We start from the raw sequence: 22,697 nt of genomic DNA on the forward strand, positions 1-22,697 counted from the left end.
GTTAAGGGGGCTTTTTTATGCCTAAAATAAGTGGAAAAATGCATGTAAAAATCAGCTTTGTAATCCAGAAACTCTCTATTTTTTAACGCTTTTGTCATGTCGTTGACAAGTTTTTAGTCCAAACTTTGAGCTCAAATTAAAAATTAGAGCGACAACATGTTAAAAAAAGTCTTTTGGTGCATGAGTTTGATTGCACTGAGTGGGTGTAATGACCATGATCATGATGATTTGGCAGCTTCTCCAAATACCAGTGTTCAAGAACCTAAAATTTTATTGATTGGACATCGCGGTGCCAGTGCATTGCGTCCTGAACATACGCTTGCTTCATATCAAAAAGCCATTGATGATGGCGCTGACTTTATTGAACCAGATTTGGTTTCTACCAAAGATGGGGTATTGGTTGCACGTCATGAAAATGAAATCAGCGGCACGACTAATGTGGCGACCCTACCTGAATTTGCTAATCGAAAAACCACTAAAGTGATCGATGGTGTATCAATAACCGGTTGGTTTACTGAAGATTTCACCTTAAAGGAATTGCAGCAGCTCAAAGCGCGCGAACGTATTCCACAGTATCGCCCTGCCAATACACAGTTCAATGATTTGTACAGCATGCCGACTTTAGATGAAATTATTGATCTGGCCAATCAGCATTATAAAAAAACAGGCAAAGTGATTGGTTTATATATTGAAACCAAGCATCCGACTTACTTTAAGACGTTAAATTTATCTCTTGAAGATCCTCTTCTCAAGACTTTAGCAAAGTATGAGTATTCGCAAAAAATCGCACCGATATATTTACAGTCTTTTGAAGTTGAAAATTTAAAATATCTTAAACAGCAGTTGGCCGCACTGAAAAGTGTGCAACGTGCACAATTGATTCAACTCTATGATTCATCTTCGAGTCAACCTGCCGATGCCGTCGCAAAGGGAGCGAAAACCACTTATGCCGACATGGCAACGGCTCAGGGTTTAAAAGATGTCTCCCAATATGCCAATGGTGTAGGCCCAGCGAAATCCTATATCTTTAAAAATACCGATATGACACAAACCACAGCCTTTGTAACCGATGCGCATTTGGCTGGACTAAAAGTGCATCCTTATACCTTTCGTCCTGAAAATAATTTCTTACCACAATCCTTACGATGCAGTGCGCGCTTAGATGAGCGATGTGCATCCGGATCGATCAAGGAAATGAAGCTTTATTTTCAAGCTGGCGTAGATGGTATTTTTACGGACGACCCTGCTATTGGCCGACAAGCCATTACAGAATATACAGCAGTCCAGTCAAAATAATGATGTTAAAAGCGAACTATGTGTAGCTCAATATAACAATACAATCGTTTTATTTAGTGTAAATAACCAGAGAGAAGGGAGCTGAAACCCGCTCTGGTTCTTTATCACACTGGTTTAGGTAGATTGAACATCAAGATTTCATACCGTTGAAGTCAAAACTTCACATTCAGCTGATTTAATGAGCTAAATTTTAATTCAAGATCTCATTTCATGAAAAATAAAACGGTATTGGCGATGCTGTGTGGCGCATTGATGGGTTTAGCTGGATGTAACGATGAGCATGATGCATCCCAGCCCAGCTTGAATGATTCGATCAGTCAACCGACCTTGGTGGCCTTTGCTAAACTTCCTGTAGACACCTATGCCAGCGGGCCAGATTCGGGCAAGGCCGTAAAAGGTGCCAATGGTATTTATCCGCCTTTTAAAGGACAGCCTGTACAAGGGTTTTCCGCAGCCTTAAAAAACAAAGATGGCAGCTATATGGTTATGGCGGATAACGGTTTCGGGACGCAAGATAATTCTGCCGATTTTCTACTCAGAATTTATAAACTGAGCCCTGATTTTAAAACCAAAAACCAAGGCTCTGGCACTGTAACGGTACAAAGCTTTATTCAGCTGCGCGATCCAAACAAGCGCGTTCCATTTGATATTGTTAATGGCAATAGTGTTGAACGATTATTGACAGGTGCAGATTTTGATCCAGAATCGATGCAGCGCGCGCCTGATGGAACGTATTGGATCGGTGATGAGTTTGGTCCATATTTACTGCATTTTTCAGCAGAAGGGGTGTTGCTAGATGCACCTATTGCATTACCTCATCCTTTAAATCCAGCGCAAGAATTACGCTCGCCTCAAAATCAGTGGAATAAAGCTCAAATCAATTATGTCGAACCATTGGTTCAGCAAAGTGGCGGCTTTGAAGGCATGGCCATTTCACCTGATGGGCAGTATTTGTATCCATTGATCGAAAAACCGATCAAATCTTTGCATGACAGCGAGCGCCATCTGTTGATTTCACAATTTGATCTCAAGAAAAAAGCTTATACGGGTCAGTATTACTGGTTTGCACTGGATAGCAAAGCCACCAATATCGGTGACTTTCAACTGTTTAATGACAAACAAGGTATTATTATCGAGCGCGATGCCACCCAGAATAATTTAGGTGGTTATAAAAAATTGATCCGCATTCAACTTAATGCGTCGGGCCAACTGGTTAATCGTGAGGATTTAGTCGATCTAATGCAGATTGCTAATCCTGATTTATTGTATGCCACTGCACGAAACGGTGATCTCGGCACGGGACAAAATTTTGCGTTTCCGTTTGAAACCATTGAAGATATTGTGATTGAAAATGGCAATACACTTACCGTCATTAATGACAATAATTTTCCGGGATCATTTGGTCGCAATGCCAAACTTGCCGATGATAATGAAATCATTCAGATCAAACTACCCAAAGCACTGTTTTAAATACAGAGTCAGTATCGAGAAGAATCGTATGTTGCCACGCGAGTTGGCAACATAATTGAAAACTGTCTAAACTTTATACAATTTAATTGTTATGTCATTGTTTCCACAATTTTTATAATTCTGAAAAGTGAAGGGTATTCATGTTAAAATGCTCGGCTTTCATCTTTGATGTTATCCCATCACTTCAGCAAGCCGAGAATCGCAAGCTATGTCTACAGCCTATACCATGCAGACCGCGCCAAAAGCGCTGTTTGATTACGACAAATATTGGGCGTCGTGTTTTGAACCTGCGCCATTTTTGCCGATGTCACGCGAGGAAATGGACCAACTTGGCTGGGATGCCTGCGATTTTATTTTGGTCTGTGGCGATGCCTATATCGACCATCCGTCATTTGTATCGGGTGTGATCGGTCGTGTACTCGAAGCACAAGGGTTTCGTGTCGGGATTATCGCACAACCCGATTGGACCAATGTCGAGAGCTTTCGTGTTTTGGGTAAGCCGACCATTGCTTGGGGCGTGACTGCCGGTAATATGGATTCGATGATCAACCGTTATACGGCAGATCGAAAAATCCGCTCGGATGATGCTTATTCACCGGATAATGCGCCGAATAAGCGTCCAGATCGTGCGGCAACGGTGTACTGTCAGCGCTGCCGTGAAGCCTTTCCGGATGTTCCGGTTTTACTTGGCGGAATTGAAGGAAGCTTACGTCGTATCGCGCATTATGATTACTGGTCGGACAAAGTTCGTCGCTCCATTCTCATGGACTCTAAAGCCGATTTACTGATGTATGGGAATGGCGAACGTGCAGTGATTGAAGTGATGCACCGTTTGGCAAAAGGTGAAAAAGTTCATGACATCAATGATGTGCGTGGTACTGCATTTATTATCAATAAACACAATAAAGCTGCGAAAGCAAAATTTGTTGAGATTGCCAGTAACGATGTTGACACCATTGGCCGTGTCGATCCGATTATCAACCCTTATGTGATGACGGAAGATATCGACGGCTGTGAAGTCGAAAAAGAAAAAGGCAATTCACTGGCCAAGTATCAGAATTTTCAAAAAGAAATTGTTGCGAATCCGATTATTCGTGAAGGTGATCAACTCGACCCAGATACGCAAATTGTGCAGCTCCAGCCTGCTGCATCGAAAGCAATCAAGCATAAATTGCCGCCACGTGAACTGGCCGTAATTCGTCTGCCTTCTTTTGAAGAAGTCGCCAACGATCAGGTGCTGTATGCGCATGCCAACCGTATCTTGCATTTAGAAACCAATCCGGGGAATGCCCGTGCCTTGGTGCAACGTCATGGCGAGCGTGATGTGTGGATTAATCCACCGCCAATTCCGCTTACTACGGAAGAAATGGATTATGTGTTTGACTTGCCGTATGCTCGCTTACCGCATCCATCTTATGGAAATGCACGTTTTCCAGCGTTTGATATGATCAAATTTTCGGTCAATATCATGCGTGGCTGCTTTGGTGGTTGTACCTTCTGTTCGATTACTGAGCATGAGGGACGGATTATCCAGAACCGTTCTGAAGACTCGATCTTACGTGAAATTGAAAAAATTCGGGATACTGCGCCGCAGTTTACCGGGATCATTTCGGATTTGGGTGGCCCAACGGCAAACATGTACCGTTTGCATTGTAAAGATCCAGAAATTGAAAAGAACTGCCGTAAACCGTCGTGTGTTTATCCGGGCGTTTGTCAGAATTTGCATACTGATCATGCACCTTTGGTACAGTTATACCGTAAAGCCCGCCAGATCAAGGGCGTGAAAAAAATTCTGATTGGATCAGGCCTGCGTTATGACTTGGCAGTTTTGAACCCTGAATACGTCAAAGAATTGGTACAGCATCATGTGGGCGGTTACTTAAAAATTGCGCCAGAGCATACCGAGCAAGGGCCTTTATCAAAAATGATGAAGCCGGGCATCGGAACCTATGACCGCTTTAAGCAAATGTTTGAGCGCTTTAGTAAAGAAGCAGGCAAAGAACAATACCTGATTCCGTATTTTATTGCGGCGCATCCGGGTACTTCGGATTACGACATGATGCATTTGGCAATCTGGCTGAAGAAAAATGGTTTCCGTGCCGATCAGGTGCAGACTTTCTATCCATCGCCAATGGCCACCGCCACCACCATGTACTATTCGGGCAAAAACCCGTTGGCCAAAGTGGCACGCTATACTGAAAATGTCGATATCGTTAAAGGTGAAAAACGTCGTCGTTTGCATAAAGCATTCTTGCGTTACCATGATCCAAATAACTGGCCAATGCTGCGTGAAGCATTAAAAGAAATGGGCCGTGCCGACTTGATTGGTAACTCTAAGCAGCATTTGATTCCAACCTATCAGCCGAAGGGCACAGAAGGTGAATACAAATCAGCGCGTAAGAAAAACTCGACTGCAGCAGGTGATTCGGTTAAACGAAGTGCTCAGCAACCTGCCTCTCAAGGCCAGAAGCGACCGCAAAAAGGTCAAATCCTGACGCAGCACACGGGCTTGCCTCCACGTGAAACCAAAGATCGGCAGTCATCCGATTCGAAGTCACAGCGCTCCAAGCCACGCAGTAAGTCACACCGATAAGATCTATAAAAAAGCGCTTCCTGAGAGAGGCGCTTTTTTATCCGGCTCAAGTCGCAAAACTTATACATAAAAAAAGGAAGATATTCCCATTGCACTTTGGCCCAGCAATTGATCATGTCATAGATGTAACCGTAAGCGTTAACTGATTTGAAGATAACAGTTTTTATGAGATGAATTAAAGTGAGATATGCCACGCATCACATGAAAGTGATTCAAACATTGGCCTGATAAAGCAGCATTTGTCCGAAGGTCGTACTTGCCAAAGGCAGGAGAACACTTTAAGTTAAACACATGCGATGGAAGCGTTTGACCATGATGATAAAAAATTGGGTCAAGATTTAAAATTCGGCTGTAAACCGAAACTATAAAAATAGATAAAAGGAATGAGATACATGTATTGGTTCTTGATTGTGGGTATTTTTGCCCTGTTTGTTTTTGCCAGTCTGAAGGGGCTACAGCGGAAACAAAAAAATGACAGTGTACTGAAACAGCGTGCCGTATTTAGTGCGCATGAACAACTATTTTTCAATCGTCTTAAAGAGGCATTGCCAGAACTGACCGTCTTGGCTCGAGTGTCTTTCGATGCCCTGATCACCACGAAATTACCGCGGACACGTTATAAATACCAAAATATGGTGGCCGACTTTGTGATTTTAGATCATCAGTATCATGTGTTGGCGGTGATTGATTTTTCCGACCCTTTGCACGTCCGCCGCACTCAGCACGACAGTTATAAAGAGCAACTGCTGCAATCGGCAGGTTATCGGATTTTACATTACACGCAAGTGCCACAATTGGCAGCACTGCGTCGCGATGTGTATCCAGCTAAGGCAGCAAATGAAATGAGCTATGTGATGACCAGTGAACCCAGTGAACGACTGGTCAAATACAGCATCTTTGCAAAAAGCTGATTAAGGCTTAACGGCAGTCACGGTCATTTCGACCAATACGTCAGGATGATACATTTTGGCTTCTACACACGTGCGAGGTAGGGCTTGCATGTCTGCACACCAAGCATCCCAGACAGCGTTCATTGCAGCATAGTCGCGCTCAATATCTTTTAAGAAAATCATCACAGAGAGAATATGGCGCTTGTCTGTACCTGCATCTGCCAAAAAGCGATCGATAATATCCAGCGTTTGCTGGGTTTGACCTGTGATATCAAGATTCGTATCGCTAGCCAACTGACCTGCAAGATGAACCAAATTTCCAGCAATCGCGATTTCTGAGAAGCGCTTTTCGACGTGCAATCGTTGTACGGTCATTTATTTTCCTGTATGGGGATAACCAGAAGAAAGATCTGCCGATTGTACTTGTGCTTTCATTCGTGCTGCAACACACGCAGTTAATAAACATCCCAAGGTTAAATAAAATGCCACATAGTGCCAATGCCCGTTGCCCAGCGTAATCAATCCCGTTGCGATGAATGGGGTGAATCCGCCCCCTACAATACTGGCGACCTGATAGCCTACACCTGCACCGCTATAACGATATGAGGCGCCAAAGAGCTCGGTAAAAATAGGCTGATGAACACTGACCACCATATCGTGTGAAAGATTGGCCAGCAAAATCGCGAAAATCACGATCCAGAGCGTAGAGCCACTTTCAAGTGCCAAAAAGAAAGGAAATGCACAGATCGCCCCGATTAAACCGCCTATCACACACATCCGGCGACGGCCAAAGCGGTCGGAAATATGTGCGAAAAAGGGAATGGTCAGACAGCTAATCGCACCGACCATCAAGCCAATATTTAGAAATAAGCTTGAAGACATCCCTAGATTTTTAGTGGAGTAGTTGAGCGCGAAGGTTGTGACCAAATACATGGTCAGTAGCTCGGCCAAACGCAGTGCAATAATATAAAAGAACGCTTTAGGATTTTGACGCACCGCTTCAAATAGCGGAATTTTGGTTGTTTGGGTCTTGGTTTTTGCAACTTCTTGAATAAATTCTTGTGATTCTTCTTGTCCGCCGCGAACCCATAAGGCACAGAGAACCAAGATCACACTGGCGATAAAGGGAATACGCCATGCCCAGTCGGCAAAAGCCTCTTGTCCAAATACATAAATAATACCCGAAACACTACCAGTGGCGAGCATTAAGCCGACGCCATATCCGATTTGAACACCACTGCTGTAAAATGCCTTTCGATCCTGCGGTGCATTTTCAACAGCCATCAAGGCTGCGCCACCCCATTCACCACCAACAGCAAAACCTTGAATTGCACGTAGTAGCACCAGAAGAACGGGTGCCCACCAGCCGATGGCCTCAAAGTTGGGTAATAATCCAATTAGTACTGTGGCCGTGCCCATCAGGAAAACGGTTAAAAACAGCATTTTTTTACGCCCGATGCGGTCGCCAAAATGGCCAAACACCACACCACCTAACGGACGAAACAAGAAACCCACCCCAAACGTTGCAAAAGCAGCGAGGGTACCCATTGCAGGGCTAATACTTGGAAAAAATTGCTGATTGAAAATCAGTGCGGCAACAATGCCATACAATAAGAAATCATACCAATCGACAACGGCACCGATAAAACTACTCAGAGCGGCTTTGCGTGCGCGTTTTTCGTGGGAAGAAGAAGATGCTAGATTTGAAGCCATTGATACTTGAGAATCCCATGCGTTCAGAACGGATGCCCTGCAACATTCGGATTTGGTCGTCACGCCAATCGCAGGACATAATGTATAGGGTAAAGGTGTCCCGTATACATTGCAGCAGATACATGGGTAAATGCATTTGCGAGCCTAAGAGTACTCCAAAATAGCCAGAAAGTGAAACAACTTTTCAAAGACCGTTTTATTTTTTTGATCAAATTTGACTGCTTACCAAAATGAAAGCTGTGAATCGCTCTCACGAGGTCCAAGCTGATACACGCCCACTCCAATCAGGCGATATTGTGCAGCGGGCTGTAGCTGCATTTCGGTCAATAACACACCCAGAGCATGCTGAAATTCTTCAAGCGACGCCAAGGCGCGTTTAAAGCTTTTACTGTGCTGGAAGATCTGAAAATCTGGTGTTTTGAGTTTGATACTGATACCACGTGCCTGTAATTGTTTGTGTTGCAACGATAGCCAGACTTTTTCAGCCAATAGTCGCCAGTAGATGTCACATTCACTGAGGTACAAATTTTGATCGAAGGTGGTTTCCTTGGAAATTTGCTGGCGCACACGCTCGCTTTGAACCACACGATGGTCTATTCCCTGCGCATACAGGTACAGTTGCTTGCCATATTTTCCAAAATGACGAATCAGTACGGCTTCATCGATATGCTGTAAATCACCCAGTGTTTCGAGTTTTAATTGCTGTAATTTGGCTTGGGTGACGCGACCAACGCCTGGAATTTTTTTTAGTGGTAGATCGCGAATAAAGTCCATAACCTGATGGGGTTTGATCACACATAAGCCATTCGGTTTATTCCAGTCAGATGCGATTTTGGCCAAAAACTTATTCGGTGCGACACCGGCAGATGCAGTGAGATGCGTCAGATTCCAGATATCCTGACGAATATGAATGGCGACATCGGTGGCGCTGGGCAATTGCTTGAGATTTTCGGTTACATCCAGATAGGCTTCATCTAGGGAAAGGGGTTCGATGAGCGAAGTATATTGCTGAAAAACATGATGAATCTGTTGTGAAACCGCTCGATACTTTTCAAAGTTTGGCTCAATCACGATCAGATCTGGACAGAGTTTACGAGCCTGACCCATTGGCATGGCCGAGCGTAATCCGTAACGTCGTGCAGGATACGAGGCTGCGGCAATTACTGCGCGCGGATGATGTGAGGAAATCACCACGGGCAAGTGTTGCAGCTCTGGTCGCTCACGCAGTTCTACCGACGCATAAAAGGCATCCATATCGATGTGAATAATTTTTCGCATGCTGGTCTGCCTACTGCTTTACGGTAGGCGCGACAAAATCACGCCATTCTTTTAAGGAGCCTGCATAGACATTCAGATCGACTGGTTTTTCAATGCCCTTGATTTTGCCTTTGCGGCTGTATTGCCAGAACACCCATTCACGCTGGTCTTTAAGCTCGGGCTTTTGATCATACTCGCGAATCCATAGTGGCGTTTCTTTAAAATGTCCCATCAGCACAATATGATAAAAACGGGTTGAGACATAAAAAATTGGCTGTTTACCGTAGTGGGCCTTAAGCCGATCGTGCATGATCTGGATTTCCTTTAGCAACTGTTCTTGCGTATATGTATCGATGCAAGCCGTGTCATACTCAAGGTCAATCACTGGTGGAAGTGCGTCTGCTTTAGTGGGGACAGTTTTAATAAAATTCTCTGCTTGTACCGTACCGTCTCGGCAAAGCCGGTAAAAATGATAGGCCCCAACATGCAGCCGTTGTTCACGCGCTTTTAACCAATAATCTTGAAATTTGGGATCTTGGTAATCGCCACCTTCAGTGGCTTTTAAATAAACAAAACGAAATTGATCAGCGGGAATTTTGGACCAGTTGATCTCACCTTGATGGTGTGAGACATCAAACCCTTTTACCGGATAATCTTGTGCAGAAGCTTTCTGATTATAAAAAAAACCAAAATAGAGCAAGATCAACAACAGCACAGAAAAACCCAGCCCTAACCAGTGAGCTGGAGAAATAGATTTAAAAATATGACGTGATTTCATGCGTGTATCTTGGCTCGATCCTCTGCTTCATCATAACCAGAAGTTAAACGCTGTACCATGTCGAATCGTTAAACTGGCGTATTACGCGGAATTTTAGAAAAAATCACTGCGGTAATAATATTAATACAGCCAAGGCAGATTAAGGTTGCATGAAAGGTACGGGTCATGTCTTGTGTACCAAACTGCTGACTGAAAATATTGACCAGTGTACCTGCCAAGGCTACGCCGATACTCATAGATAGCATCATGATCATCGATAAAAAGCTATTGCCGCTACTGGCATGTTGCTGGGATAAGTCTTTGAGCGTAAGCGTATTCATTGAAACAAACTGAATCGAATTGAGCGTGCCGAACACAAAAAAGTGAATGGCACGCAGCCATTCAGGTGTTTCTGCCGTGGTCAGAGAAAAGCTTGCGATGCAGCTTCCGACCAATAACGTATTGATGATCAATACACGTCGATACCCAAGACGCTGAATAATTGGGCGCACAATCGGTTTTGAAAACAATGAACCCAAAACCAGCGGAATCATCATCAGACCAGTATAAAAAGGTTCAAAACCAAACGCCACCTGTAACATCAAAGGCAGTACAAAGGGGACGGCATTACCGCCAAAACGGGCAAAGAAGTTCCCTAAAATACCAATGGCGTAAATTTTGTTATGAAAGAGTGTGCTACGAAATAACGCGTTCTCATGCATATGTGCATGGTAAGCATAGATGAATGCCGAGCCAATGCCAGCGCCAAGTAAACTGAGGCTGACCCATTGCGGATATTCTTTGCTGGCGAGTTGTTCGATTCCTAAAGATAAACCGACCATCGCCACGAGCAGTAAGATAAAACCACTTAAATCAAAAGATTTAACGGTTTTTTCCTTAATGTTTGGCATGGCCTTGAGGGTGATTAAAAGCCCCAAAAGCCCCATGGGAATATTAATTAAAAATACCCAGTGCCACGTGGTGACCTCAACCAGCCATCCGCCGAGTGTCGGTCCGATTAAAGGACCAACCAATCCAGCCAGACTCATCAGGCTCATGGCGGATAAAAACTGTGTCCGTGGAATCAGTTTTAGCATCGCCAATCGGCCTACCGGCAATAATAATGCCCCACCAATCCCTTGAATGATCCGGAAAACAATCAGCTCATTTAAGCTTTGCGACAGACCACAGCCCAGTGAGGCCAGTGTAAAAATAATAATGGCCGCAAAATACGTATTACGTACACCAAAACGATCGGCCAGCCAGCCACTGAGCGGAATACACGCAGCAACAGATAACACATAGCCGACCACCACACCATGCATGCGAAGTGGATCTTCATGGAGACTGCGAGCCATGGCGGGAAGGGCTGTGTTGACAATGGTGGTGTCAAGCGCCTGCATAAAAAAACCAATCGAAACCAACAAAACCAGAAGTTTGTATTCGGGCTGTAAGCGTTGATGCGTTGGGGTGGCATTCATGAGATGAAGAATTGCAAAGAAGTCAGGTGAAAATTAGCATGAAATGCAAGACACGCCTATAGTCTTACTGCAAGCCATGTATTGCGTAATGGTAGTTAGCCATCAAGCAACACATGCCGCAAAGCGCTTATGCCATAAAACGGTGAGGTGAATTGAGATTTTTAACAGCGCCATAAATTTCGTCAAAAGTGTCGCAGACAATTAGTTTGGCACGATGTTGGGGAGGAAGAAAACCTTCTGCAACTGCATGATCGAGCTGTGCGATCAGGGCGTCGTAGAAGCCATTCACATTAAATAAAATCATGGGCTTTTGATGTTGATTGAGTTGCCCCCAAGTGGCAATTTCTAGAATTTCTTCAAAGGTACCCAGTCCGCCCGGAAGGGCAACAAAAGCACCGGCACGCTCGGCCATCATGGCTTTACGTTCATGCATGGTTTGCACCACATGTAATTCAGTCAGTTTAGAGTGGGCGACTTCATAATCCAGCATAAATTCTGGAATCACACCGACGACCTCTCCGCCGTGTTCAAGGACGGTATCTGCCACCTGGCCCATTAGACCAATGCTGGCACCACCGTAGACAATACCAAATCCGTGTTCTGCAATACCTTGTGCCAGTTCAATGGCAGTTTCTTTGTAAATGGGTTTATTTCCGACGCGTGATCCGCAGTAAAGGGCAATGAGGGGTTGGCTTGTTTTGGCTGTGCTGTTTAACTCTAAGGTCATTTCTACTACGCTATTCATCTTTTCATTTTTACCTTATCACGTTATTGCATTGCTTAATATTAAGCAAGAACTATGACAAATTATCGCGGGCTCACAAAAACCCGACACGATCGCAAAATGACCATGTAATTGCCCGCAACAGGTAACAATATCCGTTCAATAAAAATGGTGAATTTCCAACTGATCTTGCCTATACTGAAAAACGGTTTAACAACATATATATGAACATGGGTAGTGGTTGTCGTCGCTTTGACGCTTTCGTTTTTTTCAGCAATTTTTATCATTCATCTTGTCTGGCAAAATCTGCCATTTGGCCTGACTATATCCATCCAATGTTGACGTTTGGGGAGAAGCATCAATGATTTTTGAATGGATGTCTGATCCTTCTGCATGGGTGGGTCTGGCCACGCTGGTTGTGCTCGAAATTGTACTGGGTATCGATAACCTGGTTTTTATTGCCATTCTTGCAGAAAAACTTCCGCCAGAGCAGCGTAATACTGCCCGAATTGTCGGGCTGATTCTGGCTTTGGGCATGCGCCTGATCCTGCTGGCTTCAATTGCCTGGGTCGTTACCCTTACCGCACCCTTATTTCATATTTTCGACCATCCTTTTTCCGGCCGAGATCTTATTCTGCTCTTTGGTGGGGTGTTTTTGCTGTTTAAAGGCACCATGGAATTGCATGAGCGCTTGGAAGGCAAGCAGTTTCAGAAAGAGGAAAACCCAGTTCACGCGACGTTCTGGATGGTGATTGTGCAGATTGTGGTGCTGGATGCCGTCTTCTCGCTTGACAGCGTGATTACTGCGGTTGGTATGGTCAAGCATTTATCGGTGATGATGATTGCCGTCATTATTGCAGTAGGAATTATGCTGTGGGCGTCTAAGCCGCTCATGGATTTTGTCAACAAACATCCAACTGTGGTGATCTTGTGTCTGTCATTCTTGATGATGATCGGGTTCTCTTTGGTGGTTGAAGGCTTCGGTTTCCATATTCCAAAAGGTTACTTATATGCCGCGATCGGCTTTGCAGTACTGATTGAAATGATGAACCAGACCATGCGCCGTAATCAGGAAAAGCTGGTCACAACCACAGATCTACGTTATCGCACCGCTTCGGCCGTCATGAAAATGCTTGGCGGTAAAGCAGCCAGCACCAGTAATGACACTCAGCAGCAAGAAAACGAAAATGTATTGGCTACACAAGCCTTTGCCGACGAAATGTTCGATGAAGAAAACAGCGCGTATCATAGCGTGATGGTACAAGGTGTATTGGGGTTGTCAGAGCGTCCGGTGAAGTCGGTGATGACGCCGCGCCCGGAAATCGAGTGGATCGATCTGGATGTCGAGCCTGCTTTACTCAAAGAACGTCTGCTCTCGATGACACATTCGCGCCTGATCGCAGCCCGAGGTGAACTCGACAACATTGAAGGTATTTGCCTAACACATAAAGTATTAAACGAATATGTGGAAACGGGTGTACTGAATTTTAGCCATCACGTACGTGAGCCAATGATTGTGCATGAAAATGCACAGGTACTGATGGTGATGGAACAGTTACGCCAAGCACCTTTACAAATGGCCATCGTACTCAACGAATACGGTTCGATTGAAGGTATTGTGACGCCGATCGATATCTTGGAGGCGATTGCAGGGGAGTTCCCTGACGAAGATGAGCTGGAAGCCGCAGCAGAAAGTCTAGATGATGGATCATTGATTCTTGAAGGTTCAACCGATATTCGCCATATATCTTTACTGTTAAACCGCGATCTGGTGGATGAAACGGAACAATACTCGACGCTTTCGGGTTATTTGTTGTTTCATTTGGGGCGTTTGCCAGAAAACGGACAAAAGGTTGCTGCCGATGGCTATATTTTTGAAGTGGTGACCATGGACGGACACAAAATTGAAAAAGTGCATATCGTGGCAGATCCTGCGCATCATTCTAGTAACGATTAAATCCGCTTCATTCCCTAAAGCATAGCCCGTTATCGGGCTATTTTTATCCAGAGAATTGTCATGACTTCAATACAGGCATGTCCATGTGGGCAGGGTGCTTACATGAGTTGTTGCGCTCCATTACACCAAGGGCAGCAACACGCAAGCAGTGCAGAGCAGCTCATGCGCTCGCGCTATAGTGCATTTGCATTACAACAGATTGATTATCTGATTCAGACCACCGCCTTGGGGCAGCAGTCTTATTTAGACCGTGACGCGATTGCAGACTGGAGTCAGCGCAATACATGGCTTCAACTTGAGGTGATTCATCATCTTGCCAAACTTGACAAATGCCATGCGCAGGTCGAGTTTAAAGCGCATTATCATGATGGTCAGCAGGCTCAGGTGCATCATGAAATCTCGCATTTTGTGTATTATGCTGAGCGCTGGTATTTTCTTGATCCAACACTCGATATGCCCATCACAATGAAACAACCATGTGTATGTGGCTCGCAGAAAAAATTTAAACAATGTTGTGCCAAATTTCTATAACTGACTTAGAATAACCGCCATCTCTTAGCCTGAGCGGATGAAGGCGATGTTACTGACGATTATTTATATTGTTGCAATTACCGCAGAAGCCATGACTGGTGCGCTTTCTGCTGGTCGGCGTAGTATGGATTGGTTCGGTGTCATCCTGATTGCCTGTGTGACTGCATTAGGGGGAGGCTCGGTGCGAGATGTCTTGCTGGGCCATTATCCGCTCACATGGGTGAAGCATCCTGAGTATTTGGTACTGACCTGCTGTGCTGCCTTGGTTACCATTTTAATTGCCAAATGGATGCGCCATCTGCGCAATATTTTCCTGCTGTTAGATGCCTTGGGCCTGATTGGCTTTACTATTATTGGCTGTCAGATTGCCCTACAAATGGGGCATGGCTTTGTGGTATCGGCTGTGGCGGGTGTCTTAACGGGTGTTTCGGGTGGTATTTTGCGTGACATTTTATGTAATGACGTACCGCTGGTATTCCGCCGTGAGTTATATGCCAGTATTTCGTTTGTGGCCGTAATTTGTTATTGGCTATGCCTGCAAATTGGGATGTCACTTGAGCTAACGGTGATCTTTACGCTGATTTTTGGTTTTGTACTGCGTGTGATTGCGATTTATTTTGGACTGGAAATGCCCAAATTTATTTATCAGGACGACGACGCTGACTCCGCTTCATCGACCGACAAGCATTAACCATAGCATTTGGCACATCGTGCCCACGTGTGCCTATCTTGATCTAGAACTTACTGTCATCAGTAAATTACACTCAGAATAATGTGATTAATATCACAATAAAAATTAATTTTTAAAACTTCAGCATTCCTCTTGTTAACATCGGTATACTTAAAAGCAACAAGAAGTGACACAAATAAAGTTACTGGTTTCTTCCCCTGATGTCTCGCATCGCGACTGATTGAGTTTGGATCATGGATTTAGTATCACGAATAGAAAATTTGCCGATTGGAAAGTTCCACTATACTTTGTTATGGGTGGTCGGATTAGGCTGGATGTTTGATGCACTAGATACCGGCATCATTGCATTTATCCTAACCACTTTGGTCAAGGACTGGGCACTAACGCCAGCCGAAAGTGGCTGGATTGTAAGCATTGGCTTTATCGGAATGGCGATTGGTGCAGTCTGCTCTGGTGGATTGGCGGATCGTTTTGGCCGAAAAACCATGTTTGCAACCACATTGTTGATCTATAGTCTGGCCACTGCGGCCTGCGCTTTTGCACCCAATCTGACATGGTTATTGGTATTTCGTTTTATTGTGGGAGTCGGTTTGGGGGGACAGCTTCCGGTTGCGGTGACTTTAGTTAGTGAATATATTCCCTCGCATGTGCGTGGGCGATTTATTGTATTGCTGGAAAGTTTCTGGGGCTTGGGTTGGTTGGTCGCGGCACTGGTTTCATATTTCGTTATTCCAAAATTTGGCTGGCAAATTGCCTTTTTAATGGGTGGACTTCCAGCACTCTATGTTTATGTGATTATTAAAAAAATTCCAGAATCCATTCCTTACCTGATCAATCGCGGACGCATTGATGAAGCCCATGAGCTGGTACAAGAGATCGAACGCCAAGCTGGCGTACCTGTGATTGAGCATTTGGTGGTGAGACCCGTGGCCGAAAAGCAGCGTGTTTCGTTTAAGCAGCTTTGGTCGGGCGCCTTTGCCCGGCGAAGTTTGATGCTTTGGCTGATCTGGTTTGGGATCGTGTTTTCATACTATGGCATTTTTACTTGGTTACCGAGCCTGTTGGTTAAGCAAGGCTATACCGTGGTGCAATCTTTTGAATATGTGCTGATTATGATTTTGGCGCAGTTACCGGGCTATGTGTGTGCGGCATGGTTGATTGAGCGCCTAGGCCGTAAGGCAACGCTTGCCAGTTTTATCACGGCCTGTGCCATCTCGGCCTATCTGTTTGGTCAAGCCGATAGCATGTTCAGTGTGATGGTCTGGGGCTGTTTAATGTCTTTTTTCAATTTGGGCGCTTGGGGCGTTTTGTATACCTATACGCCTGAGCAATATCCAGCCAATATTCGTGCCTTTGGTGCTGGCTGGGCATCTGCGATTGGCCGCATTGGCGGTATTGCGGCGCCTATTGTGGTCACACATATGATGGTTGGACACGACGGATTTCATCAAGTCTTTATGATGTTCACGCTGGTATTGCTGGCTGTGGCTTTGGTGATTGTGGTGCTCGGTGAAGAGACACAAGGAAAAACACTGGAGTCAATTGGACTTTAATCATAAAAGCATTGCTTTCATTTAGAAAACTGGCTAGTTTTACATCATAAGACATAATTTGACGCACTGCTTGGAGACATACCCTTGTGTCTCCAAGACTGGCGACATAGGATAACAAACAAGACAAAACTATTATTTAGGATGATTCGTTGTTATGACCAGCCTTGCGCATCATGCGACTGAGAACCGTTCCGTTGCCGAGTTTACCGAACAAGCATATCTGAACTATGCCATGTACGTGATTATGGATCGTGCATTGCCCCACATCAGTGATGGTCTAAAACCTGTACAGCGTCGTATTGTGTACGCCATGAGCGAACTGGGCTTAAAATCGACCGGGAAACCCAAAAAATCGGCCCGTACCGTAGGGGATGTACTGGGTAAGTATCATCCGCATGGTGACTCTGCCTGCTATGAAGCCATGGTGTTGATGGCTCAGCCATTTAGCTATCGTTATCCGCTGGTCGAAGGTCAGGGTAACTGGGGCTCACCAGACGATCCGAAATCATTTGCTGCGATGCGATATACCGAAGCCAAACTCTCTGCGTATAGCGAATTGCTACTGAGTGAACTGGGGCAGGGAACGGTCGATTGGCAAGATAACTTTGACGGATCACTCAAAGAACCGATTAACTTGCCAGCGCGTGTTCCCAATATTTTACTCAATGGTACCACAGGCATTGCGGTCGGTATGGCCACCGATATTCCACCGCATAATTTGCGTGAAGTAGTAAAAGGTACGATTGCGCTGATTCGTAATCCTGAACTGTCTGAGCAAAAACTGGCGGAGTTCATTCCGGGGCCAGATTTACCGACCAAAGCAGAAATTATTACGCCAAAAGACGAGCTGCTTAAAATTCAGAGTACCGGTCGTGGCAGTTACCGTGTACGTGCGGTGTACAGTGTCGATAAAAACGAAATTATTATTACCGAGCTGCCATATCAGGTGTCAGGGTCAAAAGTGATCACGCAAATTGCCGATCAAATGCAGGCCAAAAAACTGCCACTGGTCAGTGATGTCCGTGATGAATCAGATCATCGTAACCCGACGCGCCTAGTGATTGTGCTGCGCTCAAATCGTGTAGATGCTGCCGCAGTAATGAGTCATTTATTTGCGACCACCGATCTTGAAAGCAGTTATCGGGTCAATCTCAACATGATTGGTGCCGACGGGCGACCGCAGGTGAAATCGATTCGACGCATCTTGCTTGAATGGATCGACATTCGTAAAGCGACGGTCACTCGCCGTTTACAGTACCATTTAAATAAAATTGAAAAGCGGTTACACATTTTAGCCGGGCTATTGATTGCGTATTTGGATATAGATACCGTGATCAAGATCATTCGTGAAGAAGATCAGCCTAAGCCTGTATTGATGCAGCACTTTAATATCGATGAGATTCAGGCTGAAGCCATTTTAGAACTTAAACTTCGCCATTTGGCCAAGCTTGAGGAGATGGAAATTCGCCGTGAGCAAGATGAGCTGGCTGCACGTGCTGCAATTATTCGTGAACAACTTGAGAATCCTGAATCGTTAAAAACACTGATCATTAATGAATTAAAAGAAGATGCCAAAAAATTTGGTGATGATCGTCGCGCTCCAATTGTTGAGCGTGAAGAAGCGGTACAGATCAAAGAACATGATTTAATTCCAGCGGAAACCGTGACGGTGGTGTTGTCCGAAGCGGGATGGATTCGCGCTGCCAAAGGCGAAGTCGATGCAGAGAACCTCAATTATCGTGCGGGAGATCAGTACCAGAGTCATGCAGTAGGTAAAACCAACCAGCGTGTATATGTGCTGGACGAAACGGGCAGAAGTTATGCATTGGCAATCAATGCATTACCATCGGCACGAGGGCTTGGCGAGCCACTAAGTTCAAAGCTTTCGCCAGCCAATGGCGTGTCGTTTATTCAGGTACTGATCGGTGACGATGACAGCGAGTTGCTGGCTGTCAGTAGCGCAGGATACGGGTTTAAAACGCAAGCCAAACACCTCGATACCAGTGCCAAAGCCGGTAAAGCCTTTTTGAGCCTTCCCGAAAAAGCGACGGCCTTGCCTTTGCTTTCATTGCAGGCCTCTACCCATGTGGCAATTTTGAGTTCGGCGGGCCGATTACTGATTATTGATCTGTCAGAATTACCAACTTTAAATAAAGGCAAGGGTAATAAGTTGATACAACTTGAAGACAAAGAACAAATTTTGTCCATGACATTGCTCAACTTAAATGAAATAATTCAGGTGGATGCGGGTCAACAGCATTTAAAAATAAAAGGTGATGATCTTCAGAAATACATCGGTAAACGTGCATCGAAAGGTCAACTCTTACCACGAGGATATCAAAAAGCAAATAGACTGTTGATTCAGAGATAATGCTCGCATCCGTCATCCCGAATACGTTATATATGCTGATGTAGAGGTATTAGGGATGACATGATCGGGCAACAGCAACTAAAAAAAGCGCGATCATTGAATAACGAGTCGAAATTTAAAAAATTACCGATTGGAGATATTTGGATTATGGAAAGAATTTGGTTCACTGAATACCAGAAAACAGGAATTCCGGAAACAGTTGATTTACCGCCAGAAAATACATCTTTGGTAGATATTTTTGAGCGCAACTTTCAAAAATTTGGCTCACGCGATGCCTTTATTTTTATGGACAAGGCATTAACCTTTAGTGAACTTGATGAGGCCAGTCGCAAATTTGCAACCTATTTGCAAAGTCTGAATTTACCTAAAGGAAGCCGCGTCGCAGTGATGATGCCAAACGTGCTGCAATATCCAATTGTGGCCTTAGGTGTTTTTCGTGCGGGCTTGATTCTGGTCAATGTCAATCCACTATATACCTCACGTGAACTCGAACATCAGTTAAATGACTCTGGTGCCGAAGTTCTGGTGATTATTGAAAATTTTGCCAGCGTTTATCAAAGTATTTTGGGTAAAACGCCAGTTAAGCATGTTGTGATTGCATCTGTAGGCGATATGCTGGGTTTCCTGAAAGGGAACTTGGTCAATTTTGTGCTGCGCAATGTGCGTAAGCAAATTCCTGCTTGGGATATTCCGGGGCATATCAAATTTAATGCAGCCATTAATAAAGTGAGCCCGAGCCATTATAAACGTCCAAATTTAAGCTTAAGCGATACGGCGGTCCTTCAGTACACAGGTGGAACCACAGGCGTGTCGAAAGGGGCTGAGCTGACCCATCGCAATCTTGTGGCCAATATGCTGCAATGTGATGCAATCTTCCAAAGTAAATTTGGGCCGGGCGATAGCCAAAAAGATGACAAGATGTTCTGTGCTTTGCCGCTGTATCACATTTTTGCGTTTATGGTGTGTGCCATGTATGGCATGTATAAGGGTCAGGCCAATATTCTGATTCCAAATCCGCGTGATTTGCCTGCGGTCATTAAAGAACTACATAAATACCAACCTTCGTTTTTTCCAGCGGTAAATACCTTGTTTAATGCGCTGGTACACAATGAAGAATTTAAACAGCTTGATCACAGTAAACTGAAAATTGCGATGGGCGGTGGTATGGCGGTGTTACCGTCGACTGCCGAAGCATGGAAACGTATCACTGGCGTGACCATTATTGAAGGTTATGGGCTGTCTGAAACCTCACCTGTTGCAACGGTCAACCCTCCTGCATCGACTGAGTTTAGTGGAACCATTGGTATTCCGTTACCCCTCACCGATGTCGCGATTCTAGATGATGACGGTAAAGCAGTGGCATTAGGCGAGCAGGGAGAAATCTCGATTCGTGGCCCTCAGGTCATGAAGGCCTATTGGAACCGACCAGATGAAACAGCCAAGGTCATGACCAGTGATGGTTATTTCCGCACTGGTGATATCGGCGTGATGAATGATCGTGGCTATGTCAAAATTGTTGACCGTAAGAAAGACATGATTTTGGTGTCTGGATTTAATGTCTATCCAAGCGAAATTGAAGAAATTATTGCCAAGCATCCAAAAGTACTCGAAGTGGCTGCCATTGGTGTGCCAGATGAAAAATCCGGCGAAGTGCCTAAACTCTTCGTGGTAAAAAAAGATCCGTCTTTAACCACAGAAGAAGTATTAAGTTTTGCCAAAGAAAACTTAACTGGCTACAAACGCCCACGCTATGTGGAGTTTATGGACGAATTACCAAAATCGAATGTCGGCAAAATTTTACGTAAAGACCTACGTAAAACCAATTAAGCATTCAACAGTAAATCGAAAACGCCTGAAAATCAGGCGTTTTTTATTTGGAACTGCTAAGTAACCAACGATCCATATAGGGACGTCCAATACCTGCCAGACCGATAAAAAACAGCATACATCCGAGTTGTAAACGCAAAAAAGACAATTGTAGGGTGCCATAACTGAAATAGTTGTCGACCAGACAATATAGGGCTGCGATCAGCATCCACATCCAGAGCGATAATCGCCAGATACTGACCGCCCACATGGCCAGTGTCAGCATGATAAAAGTGCCCAAGGTCGACTGCCAGTTCAGGTTGGCACAAATGGTACACAGCAAAAAACCCACAATCGGGAGGACGATTTTTAAAATACGATCAACCTTGAGCTGATTCTGGCGCTGTTTTTCCAAAACCTCAAAGATTTCATCTTGATCTGATGTGCTCATCGGCTTTCCTGTTCTGGTTCAGTTATAAAAACACTATATTTAACCGAATTTAGAAACAAAACGCCATGTTATGATAAGGTCATCTAAAAATATGTCTTGAGAAACGATCATGCAGGGGATTAGTGGTATTGTTTACCTGATTTTGGCAGCGTGCTTGTTGCCTTATGTATTTACCATGATTGCCAAACTTGCCGGTGGATTTAAATCCAAAGACAATCAAAATCCACGTGCTTTTTTGGCCAGTACAACAGGCTTGGCTGCGCGTGCCAATGCGGCGCAACAAAACAGTTTTGAAAGTTTGCCTTTGTTTTTGGCTGCTGTACTGATGGCCGAATATATGGTGGTTCAGCAAAGCATCATCATGACCTTTGGCTTGGCTTATCTGGTTTTGCGTGTACTGTATGGTCTGTGTTATTTGGCCAATTGGGCCATGTTGCGTTCGATTATCTGGTTGCTGTCGATGCTGTGTCCGATCTTCTTGCTGATCTTGGTGATTCGTCTGGTTTAAGTGGATTGAGAGCAGGACTAAAGATTTTCTTGATGCAGTTTGTATAATCCACGCAGTTCGCTTCAGAAACCGTTATAATCGACGCGACAAAAATTTGGTTAACCTAAAAGAGTGTTGCTATGAGCTACAACAATATCCCGGCGGGTAAAGACGCGCCAAATGATATTTACGTTATTATTGAAATTCCGGCAAATGCTGCGCCAATCAAATACGAAATTGACAAAGATTCAGATGCATTGTTTGTGGATCGTTTTATGGGAACAGCAATGTTCTACCCAGCGAACTACGGTTATGTACCAAACACCTTGTCTGAAGATGGTGACCCATTAGACGTATTGGTTGTCACACCATATCCAGTTGCCGCAGGTTCAGTAATTCGTTGCCGTCCTGTAGGTAAACTCAATATGGAAGACGACGGTGGTATCGATGCGAAATTAATCGCAGTTCCGCATGAGAAATTGTCACCATTGTACAAAGATGTACAAGAGTACACTGATCTACCAAAACTGTTGATCAATCAAGTTGAACATTTCTTCGCACACTACAAAGATCTAGAGCCAGGCAAATGGGTGAAGATCAGTGGTTGGGAAGGTGCAGACGTTGCGAAAGCAGAAGTGCTTAAAGCGATTGAAGCTGCAAAAAAATAAG

18 protein-coding genes and 1 pseudogene are annotated in these 22,697 nt (G+C 44.6%); 12 read left to right on the forward strand and 7 right to left on the reverse strand.

Annotated elements, in window-relative coordinates:
• Nucleotides 1–156 precede the first annotated feature (156 nt).
• The 4 genes from ADA42_RS14755 (at nucleotide 157) to ADA42_RS14770 (ending at nucleotide 6,270) form a co-directional block, all read left to right on the forward strand.
• Nucleotides 157–1,296: a glycerophosphodiester phosphodiesterase gene (locus tag ADA42_RS14755; RefSeq protein WP_048765979.1), complete on the forward strand. Its 1,140-nt coding sequence runs from the start codon at nucleotides 157–159 to the stop codon at nucleotides 1,294–1,296.
• A 210-nt stretch (nucleotides 1,297–1,506) separates the two neighbouring features.
• Nucleotides 1,507–2,766, forward strand: a complete 1,260-nt coding sequence (locus ADA42_RS14760) for an esterase-like activity of phytase family protein (RefSeq protein ID WP_048765981.1) — start codon at nucleotides 1,507–1,509, stop codon at nucleotides 2,764–2,766.
• A gap of 208 nt (nucleotides 2,767–2,974) precedes the next feature.
• Complete coding sequence (locus ADA42_RS14765) at nucleotides 2,975–5,359, forward strand: YgiQ family radical SAM protein (RefSeq protein WP_048765984.1); 2,385 nt, start codon at nucleotides 2,975–2,977, stop codon at nucleotides 5,357–5,359.
• Between the two features lie 392 nt (nucleotides 5,360–5,751).
• Nucleotides 5,752–6,270, forward strand: coding sequence for a DUF2726 domain-containing protein (locus ADA42_RS14770; protein ID WP_004932097.1), 519 nt, complete (start codon nucleotides 5,752–5,754; stop codon nucleotides 6,268–6,270).
• Here the strand turns inward: ADA42_RS14770 and ADA42_RS14775 are convergent, their stop codons facing one another.
• The 6 genes and pseudogenes from ADA42_RS14775 to ADA42_RS14800 form a co-directional block, all read right to left on the reverse strand.
• Entirely contained in the window at nucleotides 6,271–6,624 is a 354-nt protein-coding gene (locus ADA42_RS14775; protein WP_004932099.1) for a RidA family protein, read from the reverse strand.
• Nucleotides 6,625–7,962 carry a shikimate transporter gene (gene shiA / locus ADA42_RS14780; protein WP_004944192.1) on the reverse strand — a complete coding sequence of 446 codons (1,338 nt, stop codon included), beginning with the start codon at nucleotides 7,960–7,962 and terminating at the stop codon, nucleotides 6,625–6,627.
• Between the two features lie 222 nt (nucleotides 7,963–8,184).
• The gene (dinB, locus tag ADA42_RS14785) at nucleotides 8,185–9,240 is read right to left on the reverse strand and encodes a DNA polymerase IV (protein WP_048765986.1); all 1,056 of its coding nucleotides are present in this window, start codon (nucleotides 9,238–9,240) and stop codon (nucleotides 8,185–8,187) included.
• A 10-nt stretch (nucleotides 9,241–9,250) separates the two neighbouring features.
• A pseudogene (locus ADA42_RS14790) lies at nucleotides 9,251–9,919 on the reverse strand (GH25 family lysozyme); the annotation flags it as partial.
• Nucleotides 9,920–10,065: 146 nt separating this feature from the next.
• Entirely contained in the window at nucleotides 10,066–11,457 is a 1,392-nt protein-coding gene (gene mdtD / locus ADA42_RS14795; protein ID WP_048765990.1) for a multidrug transporter subunit MdtD, read from the reverse strand.
• Nucleotides 11,458–11,584: 127 nt separating this feature from the next.
• A complete protein-coding gene (locus ADA42_RS14800; RefSeq protein WP_004932115.1) occupies nucleotides 11,585–12,202 on the reverse strand; it encodes a TIGR00730 family Rossman fold protein in 618 nt (205 codons plus the stop codon).
• 340 nt (nucleotides 12,203–12,542) lie between these two features.
• On the opposite strand from ADA42_RS14800, the gene ADA42_RS14805 reads away from it, so the two are divergent.
• The 6 genes from ADA42_RS14805 to ADA42_RS14830 all read left to right on the forward strand — a co-directional run bounded on the left by ADA42_RS14805 (nucleotide 12,543) and on the right by ADA42_RS14830 (nucleotide 21,111).
• Nucleotides 12,543–14,138 carry a TerC family protein gene (locus ADA42_RS14805; protein WP_048765992.1) on the forward strand — a complete coding sequence of 532 codons (1,596 nt, stop codon included), beginning with the start codon at nucleotides 12,543–12,545 and terminating at the stop codon, nucleotides 14,136–14,138.
• 60 nt (nucleotides 14,139–14,198) lie between these two features.
• A complete protein-coding gene (locus tag ADA42_RS14810) occupies nucleotides 14,199–14,669 on the forward strand; it encodes a YchJ family protein (protein ID WP_025096164.1) in 471 nt (156 codons plus the stop codon).
• 46 nt (nucleotides 14,670–14,715) lie between these two features.
• Entirely contained in the window at nucleotides 14,716–15,360 is a 645-nt protein-coding gene (locus ADA42_RS14815) for a trimeric intracellular cation channel family protein (protein WP_004932123.1), read from the forward strand.
• 233 nt (nucleotides 15,361–15,593) lie between these two features.
• A complete protein-coding gene (locus tag ADA42_RS14820; RefSeq protein WP_048765994.1) occupies nucleotides 15,594–16,913 on the forward strand; it encodes an MFS transporter in 1,320 nt (439 codons plus the stop codon).
• A gap of 154 nt (nucleotides 16,914–17,067) precedes the next feature.
• Nucleotides 17,068–19,284, forward strand: a complete 2,217-nt coding sequence (gene parC / locus ADA42_RS14825) for a DNA topoisomerase IV subunit A (protein ID WP_004932131.1) — start codon at nucleotides 17,068–17,070, stop codon at nucleotides 19,282–19,284.
• A gap of 147 nt (nucleotides 19,285–19,431) precedes the next feature.
• Nucleotides 19,432–21,111: an AMP-binding protein gene (locus ADA42_RS14830; RefSeq protein WP_048766036.1), complete on the forward strand. Its 1,680-nt coding sequence runs from the start codon at nucleotides 19,432–19,434 to the stop codon at nucleotides 21,109–21,111.
• A 43-nt stretch (nucleotides 21,112–21,154) separates the two neighbouring features.
• Here the strand turns inward: ADA42_RS14830 and ADA42_RS14835 are convergent, their stop codons facing one another.
• Nucleotides 21,155–21,541, reverse strand: coding sequence for a hypothetical protein (locus ADA42_RS14835; RefSeq protein WP_004932138.1), 387 nt, complete (start codon nucleotides 21,539–21,541; stop codon nucleotides 21,155–21,157).
• Nucleotides 21,542–21,650: 109 nt separating this feature from the next.
• On the opposite strand from ADA42_RS14835, the gene ADA42_RS14840 reads away from it, so the two are divergent.
• Nucleotides 21,651–22,049 (forward strand): MAPEG family protein, encoded by a 399-nt coding sequence (locus ADA42_RS14840; protein ID WP_004932141.1) that lies wholly within the window; start codon nucleotides 21,651–21,653, stop codon nucleotides 22,047–22,049.
• Nucleotides 22,050–22,168: 119 nt separating this feature from the next.
• On the forward strand, nucleotides 22,169–22,696 hold the full coding sequence (gene ppa / locus ADA42_RS14845) for an inorganic diphosphatase (RefSeq protein ID WP_004932145.1): 528 nt from the start codon (nucleotides 22,169–22,171) through the stop codon (nucleotides 22,694–22,696).
• Nucleotide 22,697: the final 1 nt, after the last annotated feature.

The organism is Acinetobacter sp. 243_ASPC, from assembly GCF_001054715.1.
Classification (GTDB): Bacteria; Pseudomonadota; Gammaproteobacteria; order Pseudomonadales; family Moraxellaceae; genus Acinetobacter; species Acinetobacter soli.

Coding starts and splice junctions, on each gene's coding strand:
- ADA42_RS14755 (WP_048765979.1), top strand. CDS start 157: ATGTTAAAAAAAGTCTTTTGGTGCATGAGTTTGATTGCACTGAGTGGG.
- ADA42_RS14760 (WP_048765981.1), top strand. CDS start 1,507: ATGAAAAATAAAACGGTATTGGCGATGCTGTGTGGCGCATTGATGGGT.
- ADA42_RS14765 (WP_048765984.1), top strand. CDS start 2,975: ATGTCTACAGCCTATACCATGCAGACCGCGCCAAAAGCGCTGTTTGAT.
- ADA42_RS14770 (WP_004932097.1), top strand. CDS start 5,752: ATGTATTGGTTCTTGATTGTGGGTATTTTTGCCCTGTTTGTTTTTGCC.
- ADA42_RS14775 (WP_004932099.1), bottom strand. CDS start 6,624: ATGACCGTACAACGATTGCACGTCGAAAAGCGCTTCTCAGAAATCGCG.
- shiA (WP_004944192.1), bottom strand. CDS start 7,962: ATGGCTTCAAATCTAGCATCTTCTTCTTCCCACGAAAAACGCGCACGC.
- dinB (WP_048765986.1), bottom strand. CDS start 9,240: ATGCGAAAAATTATTCACATCGATATGGATGCCTTTTATGCGTCGGTA.
- mdtD (WP_048765990.1), bottom strand. CDS start 11,457: ATGAATGCCACCCCAACGCATCAACGCTTACAGCCCGAATACAAACTT.
- ADA42_RS14800 (WP_004932115.1), bottom strand. CDS start 12,202: ATGAATAGCGTAGTAGAAATGACCTTAGAGTTAAACAGCACAGCCAAA.
- ADA42_RS14805 (WP_048765992.1), top strand. CDS start 12,543: ATGATTTTTGAATGGATGTCTGATCCTTCTGCATGGGTGGGTCTGGCC.
- ADA42_RS14810 (WP_025096164.1), top strand. CDS start 14,199: ATGACTTCAATACAGGCATGTCCATGTGGGCAGGGTGCTTACATGAGT.
- ADA42_RS14815 (WP_004932123.1), top strand. CDS start 14,716: ATGTTACTGACGATTATTTATATTGTTGCAATTACCGCAGAAGCCATG.
- ADA42_RS14820 (WP_048765994.1), top strand. CDS start 15,594: ATGGATTTAGTATCACGAATAGAAAATTTGCCGATTGGAAAGTTCCAC.
- parC (WP_004932131.1), top strand. CDS start 17,068: ATGACCAGCCTTGCGCATCATGCGACTGAGAACCGTTCCGTTGCCGAG.
- ADA42_RS14830 (WP_048766036.1), top strand. CDS start 19,432: ATGGAAAGAATTTGGTTCACTGAATACCAGAAAACAGGAATTCCGGAA.
- ADA42_RS14835 (WP_004932138.1), bottom strand. CDS start 21,541: ATGAGCACATCAGATCAAGATGAAATCTTTGAGGTTTTGGAAAAACAG.
- ADA42_RS14840 (WP_004932141.1), top strand. CDS start 21,651: ATGCAGGGGATTAGTGGTATTGTTTACCTGATTTTGGCAGCGTGCTTG.
- ppa (WP_004932145.1), top strand. CDS start 22,169: ATGAGCTACAACAATATCCCGGCGGGTAAAGACGCGCCAAATGATATT.